Origin of the sequence: Sphingomonas adhaesiva (genome assembly GCF_002374855.1) — a bacterium.
GTDB lineage: Bacteria > Pseudomonadota > Alphaproteobacteria > Sphingomonadales > Sphingomonadaceae > Sphingomonas > Sphingomonas adhaesiva.
This window is the reverse complement of sequence record NZ_NWVC01000001.1, coordinates 339,640-356,091: the sequence shown is the minus strand read 5'-3', so window position 1 is coordinate 356,091 and position 16,452 is coordinate 339,640. Positions and strand designations below refer to the sequence as shown.

At 70.4% G+C, this 16,452-nt stretch carries 15 protein-coding genes and 2 tRNA genes; 4 read left to right on the top strand and 13 right to left on the bottom strand.

Going from position 1 to position 16,452, the window contains the following annotated elements:
- Window positions 1-127 precede the first annotated feature (127 nt).
- A tRNA-Arg gene (locus tag COA07_RS01790) sits at window positions 128-204 on the bottom strand.
- An 83-nt stretch (window positions 205-287) separates the two neighbouring features.
- On the opposite strand from COA07_RS01790, the gene COA07_RS01785 reads away from it, so the two are divergent.
- Complete coding sequence (locus tag COA07_RS01785; RefSeq protein ID WP_096640382.1) at window positions 288-815, top strand: hypothetical protein; 528 nt, start codon at window positions 288-290, stop codon at window positions 813-815.
- Here COA07_RS01785 and COA07_RS01780 read toward each other — a convergent pair.
- The 3 genes from COA07_RS01780 to hemB are packed head-to-tail and all read right to left on the bottom strand — an operon-like array spanning window position 793 to window position 2,860.
- The gene (locus COA07_RS01780; RefSeq protein ID WP_066711220.1) at window positions 793-1,344 is read right to left on the bottom strand and encodes a GNAT family N-acetyltransferase; all 552 of its coding nucleotides are present in this window, start codon (window positions 1,342-1,344) and stop codon (window positions 793-795) included. The genes COA07_RS01785 and COA07_RS01780 overlap by 23 nt on opposite strands.
- Entirely contained in the window at window positions 1,341-1,871 is a 531-nt protein-coding gene (locus COA07_RS01775; protein ID WP_066711218.1) for a GNAT family N-acetyltransferase, read from the bottom strand. The genes COA07_RS01780 and COA07_RS01775 overlap by 4 nt, the downstream gene beginning before the upstream one ends.
- A complete protein-coding gene (hemB, locus tag COA07_RS01770; protein WP_066711225.1) occupies window positions 1,868-2,860 on the bottom strand; it encodes a porphobilinogen synthase in 993 nt (330 codons plus the stop codon). Before hemB ends, COA07_RS01775 begins: the two co-directional genes overlap by 4 nt.
- Before the next feature lie 80 nt (window positions 2,861-2,940).
- Between hemB and COA07_RS01765 the strand changes: the two genes are divergently transcribed.
- The gene (locus COA07_RS01765) at window positions 2,941-3,825 is read left to right on the top strand and encodes a diacylglycerol/lipid kinase family protein (protein WP_066711227.1); all 885 of its coding nucleotides are present in this window, start codon (window positions 2,941-2,943) and stop codon (window positions 3,823-3,825) included.
- A 10-nt stretch (window positions 3,826-3,835) separates the two neighbouring features.
- Here COA07_RS01765 and COA07_RS01760 read toward each other — a convergent pair whose 3' ends face one another.
- Together COA07_RS01760 and COA07_RS01755 are read right to left on the bottom strand one after the other, a co-directional pair.
- Window positions 3,836-5,329, bottom strand: coding sequence for an MATE family efflux transporter (locus COA07_RS01760; protein WP_066711216.1), 1,494 nt, complete (start codon window positions 5,327-5,329; stop codon window positions 3,836-3,838).
- Window positions 5,330-5,565: 236 nt separating this feature from the next.
- Complete coding sequence (locus COA07_RS01755) at window positions 5,566-8,175, bottom strand: valine--tRNA ligase (RefSeq protein WP_066711211.1); 2,610 nt, start codon at window positions 8,173-8,175, stop codon at window positions 5,566-5,568.
- 102 nt (window positions 8,176-8,277) lie between these two features.
- On the opposite strand from COA07_RS01755, the gene COA07_RS01750 reads away from it, so the two are divergent.
- On the top strand, window positions 8,278-8,661 hold the full coding sequence (locus COA07_RS01750; protein WP_083956876.1) for a hypothetical protein: 384 nt from the start codon (window positions 8,278-8,280) through the stop codon (window positions 8,659-8,661).
- Between the two features lie 7 nt (window positions 8,662-8,668).
- Here the strand turns inward: COA07_RS01750 and COA07_RS01745 are convergent, their stop codons facing one another.
- The 4 genes from COA07_RS01745 to COA07_RS01730 all read right to left on the bottom strand — a co-directional run bounded on the left by COA07_RS01745 (window position 8,669) and on the right by COA07_RS01730 (window position 13,620).
- A complete protein-coding gene (locus COA07_RS01745; protein WP_066711222.1) occupies window positions 8,669-10,726 on the bottom strand; it encodes a S9 family peptidase in 2,058 nt (685 codons plus the stop codon).
- A gap of 67 nt (window positions 10,727-10,793) precedes the next feature.
- On the bottom strand, window positions 10,794-11,378 hold the full coding sequence (locus COA07_RS01740) for a DUF2497 domain-containing protein (RefSeq protein WP_211280933.1): 585 nt from the start codon (window positions 11,376-11,378) through the stop codon (window positions 10,794-10,796).
- A 46-nt stretch (window positions 11,379-11,424) separates the two neighbouring features.
- A complete protein-coding gene (locus COA07_RS01735) occupies window positions 11,425-12,927 on the bottom strand; it encodes a TolC family outer membrane protein (RefSeq protein ID WP_066713258.1) in 1,503 nt (500 codons plus the stop codon).
- Between the two features lie 12 nt (window positions 12,928-12,939).
- Window positions 12,940-13,620 (bottom strand): protein-L-isoaspartate O-methyltransferase family protein, encoded by a 681-nt coding sequence (locus tag COA07_RS01730; RefSeq protein ID WP_066713255.1) that lies wholly within the window; start codon window positions 13,618-13,620, stop codon window positions 12,940-12,942.
- Between the two features lie 174 nt (window positions 13,621-13,794).
- On the opposite strand from COA07_RS01730, the gene COA07_RS01725 reads away from it, so the two are divergent.
- Window positions 13,795-13,868 (top strand) — tRNA-Cys (locus COA07_RS01725).
- A gap of 18 nt (window positions 13,869-13,886) precedes the next feature.
- On the opposite strand, the gene COA07_RS01720 is transcribed toward COA07_RS01725, so the two are convergent.
- Genes COA07_RS01720 through COA07_RS01710 form a run of 3 tightly spaced genes read right to left on the bottom strand, consistent with a single transcriptional unit; the run spans window position 13,887 to window position 16,431 of the window.
- Window positions 13,887-14,654, bottom strand: coding sequence for an ABC transporter ATP-binding protein (locus COA07_RS01720; RefSeq protein ID WP_096640380.1), 768 nt, complete (start codon window positions 14,652-14,654; stop codon window positions 13,887-13,889).
- Window positions 14,651-15,613, bottom strand: a complete 963-nt coding sequence (locus COA07_RS01715) for a FecCD family ABC transporter permease (protein ID WP_066711724.1) — start codon at window positions 15,611-15,613, stop codon at window positions 14,651-14,653. Before COA07_RS01715 ends, COA07_RS01720 begins: the two co-directional genes overlap by 4 nt.
- Entirely contained in the window at window positions 15,610-16,431 is an 822-nt protein-coding gene (locus COA07_RS01710) for an ABC transporter substrate-binding protein (RefSeq protein WP_066711725.1), read from the bottom strand. The genes COA07_RS01715 and COA07_RS01710 overlap by 4 nt, the downstream gene beginning before the upstream one ends.
- Window positions 16,432-16,452: the final 21 nt, after the last annotated feature.

Below are 16,452 nucleotides of genomic sequence, written 5' to 3'. Positions count from 1 at the left end.
CAAGCGTCGATCAAGTGCGCATCGAGCCGGTCTCCGGTCGATTGCTCGCCGATTGCTCGTGGAATCGACAAAAAGACAGCCCCTCCCCGTCACAACGACGGAGAGGGGCTAAGTCCTTGATTTCCAGTGGCGCGCCCGGAACGATTCGAACGTCCGACCCTCAGATTCGTAGTCTGATGCTCTATCCAGCTGAGCTACGGGCGCGTTGTGGAGCGGCGCTGTTAGCCGGCGAATCGGAGGGGCGCAAGTGCGTTGCGTCATTTTTCTTCACCGCCTACGCCATTTTCATGAACCGTCCGCCGCTTCGCCCACTCGCCCCCGTTCTGGCCACCATCCTGCTCGCCGGATGCGCCGCCGATCCCACCGCCTATCCTTCGCTCGCGCCGCGCGCAGTCGAGAAGCTGGGGTTCGAGGAGCCGGAGACGGTCCCAGCGCCGCTGGTCGCCGATCCGGCACTGGACGCGCGGATCGCGGCAGCGGCGGCGAAGCGGGCGGATGCGGCGCGGGCGTTCGACGCGGCGGCGACGCGCGCCGAGCGGCTGGCCCGCGCGGCACGGGGCGCGGCGGCGGGCAGCGACCGCTGGCTGGACGCGCAGACCGCGCTGGCGGAACTCGATTCGCTGCGCGCCGCACATGGCGAGGTGGTCGGGGTACTGGAGGATATGGCGGCACAGCGCGCCCAGGCGCTGCTGCCGGCCTATCCGGCGCTGGAGAAGGCGCGCGAGGAGGCGAAGGCTGCCGCTACCGCGCAGACGCAGCGGATCGATGCGCTGACCCGCGCGCTGGCGCCCGCTACCGCGTCGGCGACGGCCTGACCGGTCGGGCGATGCGATAGCGGATGTGGTGGCGCAACGGATCGCCGCGCGCCATGTCGGGATGGTCGAAATCACCCCCCGGGTCGCGCAGCATCCCCAGCCGCTCCATCAGCCCGCGGCTGCGCACGTTGGCGGGCACGGTCACCGCGGTCGCCGCCGGGGCATCGAGGTTGCGCCAGCCCCACGACAGGCTGGCGCGCGCCGCCTCCAGCGCCAGCCCCTGCCCCCATGCCTCACGCGCGAGCCGCCAGCTGATCTCCAGCTCGCCCGCGATCGGCGTGCCCTTGCGCCCGCGCTTCAGCCCGCAGAAACCGATGAAGGCACGATCGCTGCGCCGCTCCAGCGCCCAGAAGCAATGGCCGTGGCGGGCCTGCGATTCGGTCATCCGGTCCTTCAGCCGTCGGCAATCGGCCAGGCTGTCGGGCGGGCCAAGGTAGCGCATCACCTCCGCGTCCTGCCCCATCGCGTAAAGCGAGGCGATGTCGGAGCGGCGCCACGGGCGCAGGATGAGGCGACGGGTGCCGATCATGCCGCGCGCCCGATCGCGTAGGTGACCGCGGGACGCAGCGGATCGCCCGCCGCGCTGGCGGGATGGTCGAAGTCCAGGTCGGGCAGATGCCGCATTCCCAGCCGCTCCATGAGCCGGCGGCTGGCGACGTTGATCGCCGCGGTGATCGCGACGACGCGCGGCTCGGTGCGATGCGCCCAGGCCCAGACAAGGCAGGCGTCCGCGGCCTCGCGGGCATAGCCCTGCCCCCAGGCATCCAGCGCAAGCAGCCAGCCGATCTCCAGCTCGCCGGCGATCGGCGTATCGGGTGCCCCGGGCTTCAACCCGCAGAAACCGATGGTCCGACCATCGGCGCGGCGCACGACCGCGCGGAACCCCAGCCCGTCGGCGCGATAGCCGGCGTGGCGCGCGATCGCCGCGTCGCTGGCGGCGCGATCCTTGACGGGGCCGAGCTGCGCCATGACGACGGGGTCGGCCCACATCGCGTGGAGCGGCGCGCGGTCGGCCGGCTCCGGCCAGCGCAGCAACAGGCGCGGCGTTTCGATCACGCCCCCAGCAGCCGCGCCGCATGGGCGGCGTGATAGGTCAGCACCCCCGAACAACCCGCGCGCTTGAACGCCAGCAGCGTTTCCAGCACCATCGCATCGCGATCCGCCGCGCCGGCGGCGACCGCGGCCTCGATCATCGCATATTCGCCGGACACCTGATAGGCGAACACCGGCACCGCGAACCGATCCTTCACCTGCCGGATGATGTCCAGATACGGCAGCCCCGGCTTCACCATCACGCTGTCCGCTCCCTCGGCGAGGTCCAGCGCGACCTCGCGCAGCGCCTCCTGCGCATTGGCGGGATCCATCTGATAGGTCTTCTTGTCGCCCTTCAGCAGCCCGCGGGTGTTCACCGCGTCGCGGAACGGCCCGTAGAAGGCGGAGGCATATTTGGCGGCATAGGACATGATCTGGACGTTGACGAAGCCTTCGCCTTCCAGCGCGGCGCGGATGAGGCCGATGCGCCCGTCCATCATGTCGCTGGGCGCGATCACGTCCGCCCCGGCGCGCGCCTGGTTGAGGCTTTGCGCCACCAGCGCCTCCACCGTCGCGTCGTTGAGGACGTAGCCGGCCTCGTCCACCAGCCCGTCGTGGCCGTGCGCGGTATAGGGATCGAGCGCGACGTCGGTCAGGACGCCGATGTCGGGCACCGCATCCTTGATCGCACGGGTCGCGCGACACATGAGATTGTCGGGGTTGGCGGCTTCCGCGCCGTCATCACTGCGCCGGTCGGGCGGGGTATTAGGGAACAGCGCCAGGCACGGAATGCCGAGATCGCGCGCCTCCTTCGCCCGCGCCACGATGCCGTCCAGCGACCAGCGCGACACGCCCGGCAGCGTGGCGATCGGCTCCTCAACCCCCTGCCCTTCGGTGACGAACAGCGGCCAGATGAGGTCGGCGGGGGTCAGCGTGTTTTCGGCGTGGAGCCGGCGGCTCCAGCCGGAGGCGCGGGTGCGACGCAGGCGGAGGGCGGGATAGGCGGCGGTCATCCACGAGCTTTCCCGCATCGCGCGCGCCGGCGCAAGCGTTACGGGTCCGAAACCGCCGGTCATGCGTTGCGCACGCCATGATGGAAATCCGTTCCGCCGCGCTGATCGTCAACGCGCAGTCGCGCCGCGGGCGCAAGATGTTCAAGCACGCCTGCCGCCGGCTGCGCGACCTGCCGTTCAAGGTATCGCCGCATGCGGTGAAGAACCCCGCGCACCTCGACCGCACCGTCCGCCAGGCATTGGAGGCGAAGCCCGACCTGGTGATCCTGGGCGGCGGCGACGGGACGATCAGCGGGCTGGTCGACCTGCTGGTCGGGCATGACGTGGTGCTGGGCGTGCTGCCGCTGGGTACCGCGAACAGCTTCGCCCGGACGCTGGGCCTGCCGCTCGATATCGACGGGGCGATCGACGTGCTGGCCAGCGGCGTGCCCAAGCGGATCGACCTGGGGATGATCGACCAGGATTACTTCGCCAATTGCGCGGCCATGGGCCTCAGCCCGCAGATCGCCGAGACCGTGCCGCACCGGCTGAAGAAGGTTGCGGGGCGCGTCGGCTATCTCGGCTGGGCGGCGTACCAGCTGGGCAAGTTCCGCCCCTTCACCCTGTTCGTCGACGACGGCAGCGGGGAGAAGGAATTGCGCGTGGTGGAGGTGCGTATCTCGAACGGCCCCTATCACGGCGGCACCTGGCTGGTGGACGAGGCGTCGGTGACGTCGGGGAAGATCGTCGTCCAGGCGGTGCGCGGGCATTACAAGCGGCGGCTGGTGACGAATTGGGCGTGGAGCTTCCTTGGGCGGCCCGAACGGCATCACGATACGGTCAGCTTTACCGGCACCTCGATCCGTGTCCGCACCGACCCGCCGCTGCCGATCTCGATCGACGGGGAGGTGCTGGCGCATACCCCCGTCACCGCGCATGTCGCGGCGGGAGTGATCGAGGTGATGGTGCCGCGCGCCTCGAACTGACGCGCGCGGCTCACGCGGTCGGCTTCATCGCGCCGGCGGGTTCCACGTCGGCGTGGCTGCGCTCCTCGCATTCATGTTCGTGCGGCACGACCAGCGCGCCTTTCCGCCACGTGCCGCGGGCGTAGTAGAGCAGCGCCAGCGACATGCTGCTGAACAGGCTGACCGGGAAGCTCCACCACAAGGCATCGACGCCCAGCGTCGGGTGGAGCAGCGCCACCACGCCCAGCCGGATCGGGAACATCGCGGTGAACAGGATCGCCAGCGGCCCCCACACCGCGCCATTGGCGCGCACCGTGCCGAACACCACCATCGTCACGCCGAACAGCACGAACGCCCAGGTGACGATATGGTTGATGTGGCGCGCGATCGGCAGCGCCGCGCTGTCCGCGCCGACGAACAGCGCCAGGATCGCGCGGTCGAACACCAGCGACAGCGCGATCGCCCCGCCGGTGAGCAGCAGGTTGAAAAGGATGCCCGATCGCGCGATCGCGCCCACCCGGTCCCAGCGGCCCGCGCCGATATTCTGCGCGGTCATCGCGCTGACCGCGGCGCCGATCGCCATCGCGGGCATCTGGATATAGGTCCAGATCTGCTGTGCGATGCCATAGGCCGCGGTGACCTCCACCCCGTTGCGGTTGACCAGCCCGACCATCGCCAGCCCGGCGCCCGAAATGACCAGCATCTGCGCGCCGATCGGCAGCCCCTTCGACGCGATCAGCCGGGTCAGCGCGCGTTCGGGCAGCAGGTAGCGCCACTCCGCGCCGCGCAGCCGCAGCGGCACGTCGCGCCAGTAGAGATAGCCGACCAGCACCGCGCAGGAGATCAGGTTGGCGACCAATGTCGCCGCCGCCGACCCCGCGATCCCCCACACTGGCGCCGGCCCCAGCCCGAGGATCAGCACCGGGTTGAGCGACGAATCGAGCACCACCGACAGAACCATGAACCACAAGGGCGTCAGCGAATCGCCGATCCCGCGCAGCCCCATGAACACCAGCACCAGCAGCATCGACGGCGGCAGGCTGAGGAAGATGACGCGCAGATATTCCAGCGCCTCGTCATAGGCGCGGCCGGGGGTGGCGAGCAGCGTCAGGATTTCCGGCGCGAAGACATAGCCGGCGATCGCGGTGACGACCGACGCCGCCAGCACCAGCCCCACCGCCGAGCCGAACGCGCGCCGCGCGCCGTCAACGTCGCGGCGGCCCCAGCTTTGCCCGACCAGGATCGTCGCGGCCATGCCAAAGCCGAACACCATCCCGAACATCAGGAACATGATGATGTTGGCATTGCTGGTCGCGGCCAGTGCATCCTCGCCCAGGAAGCGGCCGACCCAGATCGTGTTGATCGACCCGTTGAGCGATTGCAGCACGTTCGACCCGAGCGTCGGCAGCGCGAACGCCAGCAACGTCGGCGCGATGGGGCCGGAGGTGAGGTCGCGCCCGCTGCGCTGGGGCCGCGAATGTTGCGAATGTTGAGACGCCGGCTGCGAATGTTGAGGCGCTGGCATTGTGTCCGTCATCTCTCGCCTCACCGCTCGTCGTCATGGTCACCGGATGTGGCATGACGGATGGGCCGTAGGACAGTTCCGTCGTGGTGGCGAGGGTGCGGGGGCGTCCCTCGCCACCCCCGTACTCCGGCGCAGGCCGGAACACAGGGTCGGGATGAGCGACGCTGGTGGCGCGCTGTCACCCTGGCTCCGGCCTTCGCCGGAGCACGGGGGCGGGGTCGGTCGCCCTTTCCGCGCTACCCCAGGCGCGCCAGCGCGGCGGCGAAGCGTTCGGCGTCGGCGGATTTCTCCGCGTGGTCGGCGCGTGCCTTCTCCACCGCCTCGGGCTTGGCGCGTTCGACGAAGCTGGCGTTGCCGAGGCGGCCGGCGAGTGCGTCGCGCTCCTTCTCCGCCGCCGCGAGCGACTTGGTGAGCCGCGCGCGTTCGGCGTCGAGGTCGATCACCCCTTCGAGCGCGAGCGCGAACGTCTGCGCGCCCCACAGGATCGGGGCGCGCGCGCCGTTCGCCTCGCCTGCGGTCAGCGTGACGCGCGCCAGCCGCTCGACATAGGGGGCGATGTCGGCGGGCACGTCGCCCGTGCCGGTGTGGAGCGCGATCTTCGCGCCGGGCGGCACGTTCAGTTCGGCGCGGGCGGCGCGGACGGCCTCGACCAACTCGATCAGCCGCTCGACCGCGCGCACCGCCGCCGGATCGAGCGCGCGCGCGTCGGGCATCGGCCATTGCGCGACGATCAGCTCGTGCTTGCGGGGGGCGAGCGCGTGCCACAGTTCCTCGGTGATGAACGGCATGAACGGGTGGAGCAGGATCAGGATCTGGTCGAGCACCCAGCCCGCGACCGCCTTCGTCTCGGCGTCGATATTTCCTTTGATCAGTTCCAGATACCAGTCGCAGAAGCGGCTCCACACGAACTGGTAGATGGCGTTGGCCGCCGCATCGAAGCGATAGTCGGCGAGCGCGAGGTCGACCGCCTGCACCGTCGCGACCGTTTCGGCGACGATCCACTTGTTGACCGCCAGCGTCGCGGCGGGCGGCTCGATCGTGTCGGAGCCGCCGATGCCGTTGGCCTGCGCGAAGCGGCTGGCGTTCCACAGCTTGGTCGCGAAGTTGCGATAGCCCTCGACGCGCTTCTCATCCATCTTGATATCGCGGCCCTGGCTTTCCATCGCCGCCATGAAGAAGCGCAGCGCATCGGCGCCATACTGGTCGATCAGGCCGAGCGGATCGACGGTATTGCCCTTCGACTTGGACATCTTCGCCCCGTCCGCCGCGCGGACAAGGCCGTGCAGGTAGAGCGTGCGGAACGGCACGTCCTTCATGAAGTGGATGCCCTGCATCATCATGCGGGCGTCCCAGAAGAACAGGATGTCGAAGCCGGAAATGAGGACGTCGTTGGGGTAGCGGCCGGCGAGGCTCGCGTCGCCATCCTGGGGCCAGCCGAGCGTGGCGAACGGCCAGAGGGCGGAGGAGAACCACGTGTCGAGGACGTCGGGGTCGCGTTCCAGCGCGACACCCGCACCGGCCTGCGCCTGTGCCTCTTCCGCGGTTTCGGCGACGAAGACGCTGCCGTCGGCGGCGAACCACGCCGGTATCCGATGCCCCCACCATAGCTGGCGCGAGACGCACCACGGCTGGATGTTCTCCATCCAGTTGAAGAAGGTCTTCTCCCACGTCTTGGGCACGATCTGGATCGCGCCGGAGCGCACCGCCTCGATCGCGGGCTTGGCCAGCGTGGCGGCGTCGACATACCATTGGTCGGTCAGCCAGGGTTCGATGACTACGCCCGAACGGTCGCCGTACGGCGTCTGGATCGTGCGATCCTCGACGCGGACCAGCGCGCCCTCGGCCTCCAGCCGCTCGACGATCGCCTTGCGCGCGGCGAACCGCTCCATGCCGACCAGTTCGGCGGGGATCAGCCCGTCGGCGGTCTGGCAGACATGCGCCCTGGCATCGAGCATGTTGAGCATGTCGCGCGCCTCGATCCCGGCGCGGCGGCCGACCTCGAAATCGTTGAAGTCGTGCCCCGGCGTGATCTTCACCGCGCCCGATCCCAGTTCGGGGTCGGCGTGTTCGTCGGCGACGATCGGGATCAGCCGGCCGGTGATCGGCAGGCGCACCTGCTGCCCGATCAGCGCGGTGTAGCGCGCGTCATCGGGGTTCACCGCGACGGCCATGTCGGCCAGCATGGTTTCGGGGCGGGTGGTCGCCACCTCGATATGCCCCGATCCGTCCGCCAGCGGGTAGCGCAGGTGCCAGAACTTGCCCTGGATCTCGCGGGTTTCGACCTCCAGGTCGCTGATCGCGGTGCCCAGGCCCGGATCCCAGTTGACCAGCCGTTTGTCGCGATACAGCAGCCCCTGGTCGTAGAGGTCGACGAACACCTTCAGCACCGCCTTGCTGAAGCCTTCGTCCATCGTGAACCGCTCGTTCGCCCAGTCCATCGAACAGCCCAGCCGGCGCAGCTGGCCGGTGATCTGGCCGCCGCTCTCGGCCTTCCACGCCCACACCTTGGCGACGAATTCGTCGCGGGTGAAATCGGTGCGCTTCTCGCCCTTCGCGCCCATCTGGCGCTCGACCACCATCTGCGTCGCGATGCCGGCATGGTCGGTGCCGACCACCCACAGCGCATCCTTGCCCTTCAGCCGCGCGTGACGGGTCAGGATGTCCTGCAACGTGTTGTCGAGCGCATGGCCGATGTGGAGCGAGCCGGTGACGTTCGGCGGCGGGTTGACGATCGTCCACGGCTCCGCGCCAGGCCGGTCGGGACGGAACAGGCCCTTTTCCTCCCAATGGCGGTACCAGCGGGCCTCGATGGCGGCGGGGTCGAATGTCTTGGCGAGTTCGGTCATGCGCGTGTCTGTAGCCACAGCACCGCGCGCTGAGAAGCCGCCTGCCAATGGTTGGTTAACCCGGCGTTGCTAGACCCGATCCGATGACGACCGGGCCGGGACATGGGGCGATTACGTAGCGATCACGACGAATTGCGCGCCGCGATGCAGCGATTTGCGGCGTTGATGACGCAGAGGCACGACACGACGGACGCCGCGATGTTCCGCGAACGGCTGGCCTTTTCGCAATTGTTGCAGCGGCATCGCGCGGACGAGGATGCGCAGATGCAGGCCGCGCTGCCCGGCGCGCCGCTGGCCGATGCCCTGAACGAGGACATGCAGGCGATCATGCGCGACTATAGCGCGCACATCGGCAGCTGGCCGCCCGCGCGCATCGCCGACGAATGGGACGCCTATCGCTGCGCGGTGCTGTCGCTCCAGCGGCGGCTGCGGATCCGGCTGGCGTGGGAAGAGCGCGAGTTGCACCCGCACCTTCCCGGCGCCTGAGCGACGGTCAGCGCGCGGCGGCGCCCTTCGTCCAGCGGTCCATCCAGCCGATCACCTCGCGATACCATTGGCGCGAGTTCTTCGGCTTGAGCACCCAATGGTTCTCGTTCGGGAACACCAGCAGGCGCGAGGGGATGTCCCGGCGCTGGAGCGCGGTGAAGGCGGCGATCCCCTGGGTATAGGGAATGCGGAAGTCCTTTTCGCCGGTGATGACCAGCTGCGGCGTCTTCCACCGATCGACGTAATTGACCGGATTCCACTTCTCGAACGCGGCGGGGTCCTCGAAATAGGCCTTTCCGCCATGTTCCCATTCGTCGAACCACAGCTCCTCGGTCTCATAGGCCATGGCGCGCGCGTCAAAGACGCCGTCGTGCTGGACGATGCACCTGAACCGGTCCGGCCAGCGCCCCTCGATCCAGTTCATCATGTAGCCGCCGTAGCTGGCGCCGAGCGCGCAGGCGTTGTTCGCGTCCAGCCAGTCGAACTTCGCGGTCGCGGCGGCCAGTCCCTTCTGCAGGTCCTCCAGCGGCCAGCCGCCCCAGTTGCTGCGGATCGCATCGGTGAACGCCTGCCCGTAACCGGTCGAGCCGTGGAAATCGACCGCGACCAGCGCATAGCCCGCACCCGCGAACACCGCCGGGTTCCAGCGATACGACCAGCTGTCGTTGCTCGACCCCTGCGGCCCGCCATGGACCATGAACGCGATCGGCAGCTTGCCGGTCGCGCCGAACGGGCGGACGGCATAGCCCCAGACGGTGTCGTCGTTCGCGCCCTTGAAGCTGAAGCGTTCGACCGTGGGCATGTCGACCCCGGCCAGCTTCGTCGCATTGACGCTGGTCAGCCGCAGCGGCGCGGCGCCCGGCGTGCCGGTGACGCGGTAGAAATCGCCCGGCGCAGTCAGGCTGTCGATCGACACGACGACGCCCTTCGGCCCCACCGCCACCGCGCCGACATGCCCGCCCTGCGTCAGCCGCGTCGCCTGCCCGGTCTGCGCATCGACGCGGAACAGCGGCACGTCCTGCACATCCTCGGCGGTGACGTACAGCGAGCGCGAATCGGGCGCCCACTGGATCGACCCGACTGACCGGTCCCAGCGTTCCGTCAGCGAGGTGAGCTTGCCGGTGCGCAGGTCGCGGATCGTCAGGACGTAGCGGTCCGCCTCATACCCCGGGCGGCGCATCGCCAGATAGGCCAGCTTGGTCCCGTCGGGCGATACCGCTGGCTGGGTGTCGGTGGCCTTGTTGACGGTGGTGAGGTTCGTCGGCGGCGCGCTGCCGTCCGCGGGGGTGGAGAAGATGTCGAGGTTGGTCGACAGCGGCTCGATCCGCCCCGCCTCGCGCAGCGCGAAGTACAGCGTGCGGCCGTCCGCGCCCCATGACACTTCCTCCCCGCCGCCGAACGGCTTTGACGGCGTGTCGCCCACCAGCCCGCCGGTGACGGGCACGCCATTGCCCCGCGCGCCCGCCGCGGTCAGCGGCAGGACGAACAATTGCGATCGGGTGCCGTCCGCCCACGTATCCCAATGGCGCACGAACAACTGGTCATAGGTGCGGCCCGATCCGGCGTTCGCGTCCTTCTTGACCATCGCCGGTTCCAGGCTGGGCGCGCCGGGGCGGCGATCCGCCCAGACGGCGATCCGGTCGCCGGTCGGCGCGACCTTGAAGCCGTTGAACCCGCCCTTGAAATCGGTGATTCGGCGCGGCGCGCCGCCGGTGACGGGCACCGACCAGATCGCATCGTCGGCGCTGAAATAGACGGTCGTGCCGACGATCTGCGGGTCGTTTTCGTCGAGCGCGGGGTCGGCCGCCAGCTTCACCGGCGGCGCGCCCGGCACCGACAGGTCGAGCCGCCACAGGTCGTAGCGGCCGCGATCGGCATCCAGATCGGTTTCGCGCTGCGCCCAGACCAGCCATCGCCCGTCCTTCGACAGCGTGGGCGTGCCGACGCGGCTGAGCATCGTCACATCGGCAATGGTCAGCGGGCGGGCGGCGGCGGGGGCGGCGATGCCGGTGGTCGCGGCGACGGCGGAAAGCGCGAGCAGACTCGCGAGCGTGATCCTCTTCATGACCGACAGGATACAGCAGATCGTCGCGAACGAAACAATCGCCCGCATCGCGCCGGGCAGCGAGCGGTCAGCCCTGGCCGTTGGTGATCTTCGCGATCTCGCGCGCGACCATCTGCTCGACCAGGCGCGGCAGGTTCTGGTCCAGCCATTCCGACAGCATCGGGCGCAGCATGTCGCGCACCAGCCCCTCCAGCGTGCCGTCGCTGTCCCCCTCCGGCTTCACCACCAGCCGCGACAGCGCGCCCAGCGCGCCGCGCGTCGCCTCTACGGTGCGGGCGGAGACGGCGGCGGCGTCGATCGCGGCGGCGGCGGAGGGCGGCGACGGGGCGGCGGGTTCCGGCTCGCGCTCCAGCATCGTCGGCGCGGCCGCCGGCGCGGGGGCCGATGCGGGCGGTTCGGGAGCGAGCCGTTCAGGTGCCACCTGGGGCGGAGCGGCGGTGGGCGCGTAGGAGGACGCTTCCCCGACCTGCGATGCCAGCTGCTGCGCGCGGCTGAGCGGATCGTTGAGTTCGAGCACCGCGTCGCGATCGTGCCCGCCCAGCGGGCGCGGGGCGGACCGGCGCGCGGGCGCCTGCGCCTCGCCTTCCTTGATGACGCGCTTGATGGAGGCCAGGATGTCCTCCATCGACGGCTCGGCGCTCACATCCCCCATCGAACGCTCCTTACTGCGATCCAGATCGCGACGTCGCCACATGCCCTTACGGACGCGGTCGGTCGATACCTGTCGTCAACGCGGGCGTCCTGTCAACGTTGCTTTCGAGCAGCGGGTCGAGCGGGCGGGTGACAGTGGCGTCCTGCGCCGGGGTGGTCGCGGTGCTGGCGGCCACCGGCTGCGCCGCCTTGCCGCCGTCGAAATCGGAAAAGCGCCCGCGCACGTCGCGGTAGTGCGTCGTCGGATCGTAGAGCGCGCCGCCGTCCAGCCCCAGGTCGCGCGCCTCGGCATGGCCCATCGCCGCCAGCAGCGCGAAGCCCGCGACATAGGCGTCGCGGCGCGCCGTCACCAGCGTGACCTGGCTGTTGAGCAATTCCTGTTCGGCGTTGAGGATGTCGAGGATGGTGCGCGTGCCGACGCTGTTTTCGGCGCGGACGCCCTCAAGGCTGAGCTTGTTGGCGTTGACCGCGGTTTCGGCCGAGGCGATCACCTGGAGCGAAGAGCGCCAGATCGCATAGGCGGAGCGGGTGGAGGCGATCACCTGGCGTTCGGCGGCGGTCGCCTGCTCGATCGCCTGCCCGCGCAATTCCTGCGCCTGGCGGATCTGTGCGGCGGGGCGCCCGCCCTGGAAGATCGGCAGACTGAGCGACAGGCCGACCGCGGTCGAGCTGCCGGTCTGGCCGACGCCGAGGCCGGTGCCCGCCCCCAGCGTGCCGAGATAGTTGACGTAATTCTGCCCGACGGTGACGCCGACCTGCGGCAGGCGCCCGGCCTGCGCGACGCGCACGTCATAGTCGCTGGCGCGGCGCAGTTCGCGCGCGGCCAGCAACGTCGGATTGTCGCGCAGCGCCACCGTCACCGCATCGTCCGCCGAACCGGGCAACGCGGGGAGCGCGGGTGGCTGATCCAGCGTGCCGGGCGCGGTGCCCACCAATCGCACGTAATTTTCGCGGCTGGCGATCAGCGTCGCCTGCGCACCCTGCAATTGCGCGCGGGCGAGCGCGAGCCGCGCCTCCGACTGGGCGACGTCGGTACGGGTCAGGTCGCCGACCTCGAACCGGTCGCGACTGGCGCGAAGGTTGGTTTCCAGCACGCGCACGTTCTGCGCATTCAGGCCAACGATCGCCTCGTCGCGGATCACGTTGTTGTAGGCGCCGACCACGTCGGTGAAGGTATTGGCCTCCACCCCGCGCAGATTCGCCTGACCGGCGCCGACGCGGATCTCGGCGGCCTGCACGCCGTTGCGCACGCGCCCACCCTGATACAGCGGCAGGGTGACGCCGACATTGCCCTGCAACAGCCGTTCCGGGGTGGTGAAATTGTTGCCGTTGCGAATGACATTTTCGTTGATGCCGGTGTTGGCGGATACCACCGGGCGGCCCCCCGATCGCGCGATCGGCACGTTTTCGTCATTGGCGCGCTGCGCCGCGCGCTGCGCGGTCAGCGTCGGGTTATTCTGATAAGCCTTGGCGAGCGCGTCGCGCAGCGTTTCGGCGGAGGCCGGAGCGGCCAGCGCCACGGAGAGCAGCAGAAAGGGACGCAGACGCACGCGGCAATTTCCTCAGAAGGTGAAGCGGCGCGGCCGCGCGAATCCGGGCAAGGGCACCGAATCGACGTCCGCAAAGGGGGCAAGCGCGAAGGCGGCGCCGCGGCGCGCACCCGAAGTGAGGCGATAGACGCCCTTGTCGATCAGCCCCGACACGATCCGGCCGCCATCGGCCAGCTGCGTCACCAGCGTCATCGGCAGTTCCTCGACCGCGCCGTCGACGAACAGCACGTCGTAGGGCGCGCCATCGGGATGGCCGTGTTCCAGCGCGCCCTCGACCAGGGTGACGTTCGGCGTGTCGGCCAGCGCGGTGCGGGCGTGCGCGACCAGTGCCGGGGTCGCTTCGACCGCGGTCACCTGCGCCGTCAGCTTCGACAGGACCGCGGCGGCATAGCCGGTCGCCGCGCCGATCAGCAGCACGCGGTCGGCCGGCAGCAGCCGCGCCGCGACGATCAGCCGCGCGGTCGCCAGCGGGGTGTTGAGGCGGCGCCCCTGCCCCAGGTCGATCGCGGTGTCGCGATAGGCGAGGTCGGCGGCATCGCCCGGAACGAAGGTTTCGCGCGGCACCTGCGCGATGGCGGCGACGACGCGCGGATCGTCGACCGCGGCGGTGCGCAGCTGGCTGGCGACCATCGCCTGCCGCATGACGGTGAAATCGTCGGCGCGAACGGCGGGAGCGGTGGCGAAAGCGGTCATCGGCCTTCCTGTGGCATAGCTGTTATATGGATGCAACACACGTTGCTGCGCCGCGCTTGTATCGCGCGCATGGCCCATTTGCCAACGCCTGACGTGCGCTTTGCCGCATCCGCCGCGCGACAGGCGCTTGACAGCGCGCGCCGACGCCCGCATTGGCGCGCCTCCCGACGTCGAGGCGCGATGGCGGAGTGGTGACGCAGAGGACTGCAAATCCTTGCACCCGGGTTCGATTCCCGGTCGCGCCTCCATCGGGAACGGTCGGCGAATCAGCCGCGCGGCAGGATGAACGTCGCGCCGTCCGCTGAGCGGCCGATCTCCACCGGCAGGCCGTAGGTTTCCTCTACCAGCGCCGGCGTCAGCACGTCCGCCGCCGGGCCGTGCGCCACGACGCGCCCCTCGCGCAGCAGCACCACGTCGTCGGCCAGCCGCGCCGCCATGTTGAGATCGTGGACCACCAGCACCACGCCGCGCCCGCCCGCCGCCACGTCGCGCAGCCGCGCGCCGACCTCCACCTGGTGCCGCGGGTCGAGGCTGGCGAGCGGTTCGTCCGCCAGCAGCCATTCCGGCTCCCCCGCCAGGACGCGCGCGAGCAGGGCGCGGGCGCGCTCGCCGCCCGACAGATGTTCCATGCCCCGCGCGGCCAGCGGGGCCATGTCGGTCGCCGCCAGCGCGCGGGCGACCGCGGCGCGATCGGCGTCGGTTTCGCCCCAGCGGCCGCGCCACGGCAGCCGCCCCAGCGCGACCAACGTGGCGACGTCGACGTTCCAGTGGACGTCATGCCCCTGCGGCAGCAGGCCGATGCGCCGCGCGCGTACCGTCGGCTCGATCGCCTGCACGTCCTCGCCGCCCAGCGTCACCTGCCCGGCATCGGGGCGGCGCAGCGCGGCGAGGCAGGCCATCAGGCTGCTCTTGCCCGCGCCATTGGGGCCGAGCAGCGCGCTGACCCGGCCCGGCGTGAATGTCGCCTCGACCCGATCGAGCACGCGCCGGCCGCCCAGCGTCAGCGTCAGGCCATGAACCGACAGCGCGTTCATGCCAGCCGCCGCCGCATCGCGACCAAGAGGTAAAGGAAGAACGGCCCGCCCAGCATCGACATCGCGATCCCCAGCCGCAGCTCCGCGACGGTCGGCAGGACGCGCACCAGCGTGTCGGCCACCGTCAGCAGCAGTGCGCCGGCCAGCGCGCTGGGCAACAGGATCGCGGACGGGCGATGCCCGGCGAGCGGGCGGACGAGGTGCGGCACCATCAACCCGACGAAGCCGATCACCCCCGCCGCCGCCACCGACGCGCCGACCAGCAGCGCGATTCCCGCGACGACCGCCAGCTGGAGCCGGCGCGGGTCGACCCCCATCGAGCGTGCGGCGACCTCCCCCAGCGTCAGCGCGTCGAGCGCGGCGGCGGTGCGCGCCAGGATCACCGCGCCCACCGCCATCAGCGGCACCGCGACCAGCACGTCGTCCCAGCTGCGGTCGGTCAGCGCGCCCATCAGCCAGGTGACGATTTCCGAGGCCACGAACGGGGTCGGCGCCAGGCTGATCGCCAGCGCGGTCAGCGATCCGGCGATGCTGGTCAGGATCATGCCCGCCAGCGTGAACAGGATCAGGCTACCCGATCGGCCCGCGATCAGCGCGAGCATCGCCATCGTCGCGCCCGCCCCCGCCAGTGCGAAGCCGGGCAGCAGCCATGCCTGCGCGGCATAGCCGAAGAACAGCGCGCAGACCGCCCCGAACGCCGCCCCCGCCGACACGCCGAACAGCCCCGGATCGGCGAGCGGATTGCGCAGATAACCCTGCATCACCGCGCCCGAAAACCCCAACGCCGCGCCGACCGCCAGCGCCAGCACGGTGCGCGGCAGCCGAAGTTCGACGATGATAAGCGAGCGCGGATCGGCGCTGGTCCAAGCATCGAGCGGCACCCACACCTTGCCCGCCGCGACCGACAGCAGCGCCGCGACGATCACGCCAAGGGACAGCCACAGGTTGAGCCGCGTCATGCGCCCAGCCCCTGCCGGCCCACGTTCTGCCGGATCGCGCGCAGCCGCGCCATCGCGGCGATGATCGACGGCCCGCCGCAGTTCATCAGCCGCGCGGCGAACGGCGCGACGGTGATCCGCGCGCCCAGTCGCCGCACCGCGCGATGCCGCGCCAGCCGCTCACCGCCCGCATCGGCCAGCCCGGTCGACAGCAGCACGCGCGGCGGGCGGGCGACCAGATATTCGAGCGGCAATATGTCCCATTGCGCCAGGCCATAGGCCGCGCTGCTGTTCGAAAAGCCGGCGCGGCGCAACAATTCGTCGGGCAGCGTGCCCGCCCCCGGCACCAGCCCGCCCGCGCCCCAGATCAGCGCGGGGACGGCACGTCGATGCGCGGGCGCAGCGGCCAGCTCGATCCGCCGCGCCAGTCCCGCGCCGCGTGCCGGATGCCCCGCCACCGCGGCGAGCGCGCGGACCTGCGCCACGCTGTCGGCGACGGTGGCGGGGACGGGATATTGCACCAGCGGGATGCCCATCCGCTTCAGCGCGGCGACCGTCGCGGGCGCGACATGCGCACCGCCGACGACGATATCGGGGCGCAGCGCCACCACCTCCTCAGCGGTGCCCGACAGCGCGGTGAAGCGCCGCGCTACCGCCAGCGACATGGAGGTGCTGCGCGGATCCTGCGAATAGGCGCTGATCCCGGCGATCTGCGCGGGATCGGCAACCTGGACCAGGATCGCGTCGAGGCACGGGTTGATCGAGACGATACGCGGCGCACGCGCCGGTGCCGCGGACAGCAGCGCCGGTGCCAGCATGGCGACATACAGCGCGCGCATCGCTCCTGCCCCTTCCCTTCA

Coding starts and splice junctions, on each gene's coding strand:
- COA07_RS01730 (WP_066713255.1), bottom strand. CDS start 13,620: ATGACCGCTTTCGCCACCGCTCCCGCCGTTCGCGCCGACGATTTCACC.
- COA07_RS01760 (WP_066711216.1), bottom strand. CDS start 5,329: ATGCCAGCGCCTCAACATTCGCAGCCGGCGTCTCAACATTCGCAACAT.
- hemB (WP_066711225.1), bottom strand. CDS start 2,860: ATGACCGCCGCCTATCCCGCCCTCCGCCTGCGTCGCACCCGCGCCTCC.
- COA07_RS01710 (WP_066711725.1), bottom strand. CDS start 16,431: ATGCGCGCGCTGTATGTCGCCATGCTGGCACCGGCGCTGCTGTCCGCG.
- COA07_RS01750 (WP_083956876.1), top strand. CDS start 8,278: ATGGGGCGATTACGTAGCGATCACGACGAATTGCGCGCCGCGATGCAG.
- COA07_RS01765 (WP_066711227.1), top strand. CDS start 2,941: ATGGAAATCCGTTCCGCCGCGCTGATCGTCAACGCGCAGTCGCGCCGC.
- COA07_RS01745 (WP_066711222.1), bottom strand. CDS start 10,726: ATGAAGAGGATCACGCTCGCGAGTCTGCTCGCGCTTTCCGCCGTCGCC.
- COA07_RS01720 (WP_096640380.1), bottom strand. CDS start 14,654: ATGAACGCGCTGTCGGTTCATGGCCTGACGCTGACGCTGGGCGGCCGG.
- COA07_RS01785 (WP_096640382.1), top strand. CDS start 288: ATGAACCGTCCGCCGCTTCGCCCACTCGCCCCCGTTCTGGCCACCATC.
- COA07_RS01780 (WP_066711220.1), bottom strand. CDS start 1,344: ATGATCGGCACCCGTCGCCTCATCCTGCGCCCGTGGCGCCGCTCCGAC.
- COA07_RS01715 (WP_066711724.1), bottom strand. CDS start 15,613: ATGACGCGGCTCAACCTGTGGCTGTCCCTTGGCGTGATCGTCGCGGCG.
- COA07_RS01740 (WP_211280933.1), bottom strand. CDS start 11,378: ATGGGGGATGTGAGCGCCGAGCCGTCGATGGAGGACATCCTGGCCTCC.
- COA07_RS01755 (WP_066711211.1), bottom strand. CDS start 8,175: ATGACCGAACTCGCCAAGACATTCGACCCCGCCGCCATCGAGGCCCGC.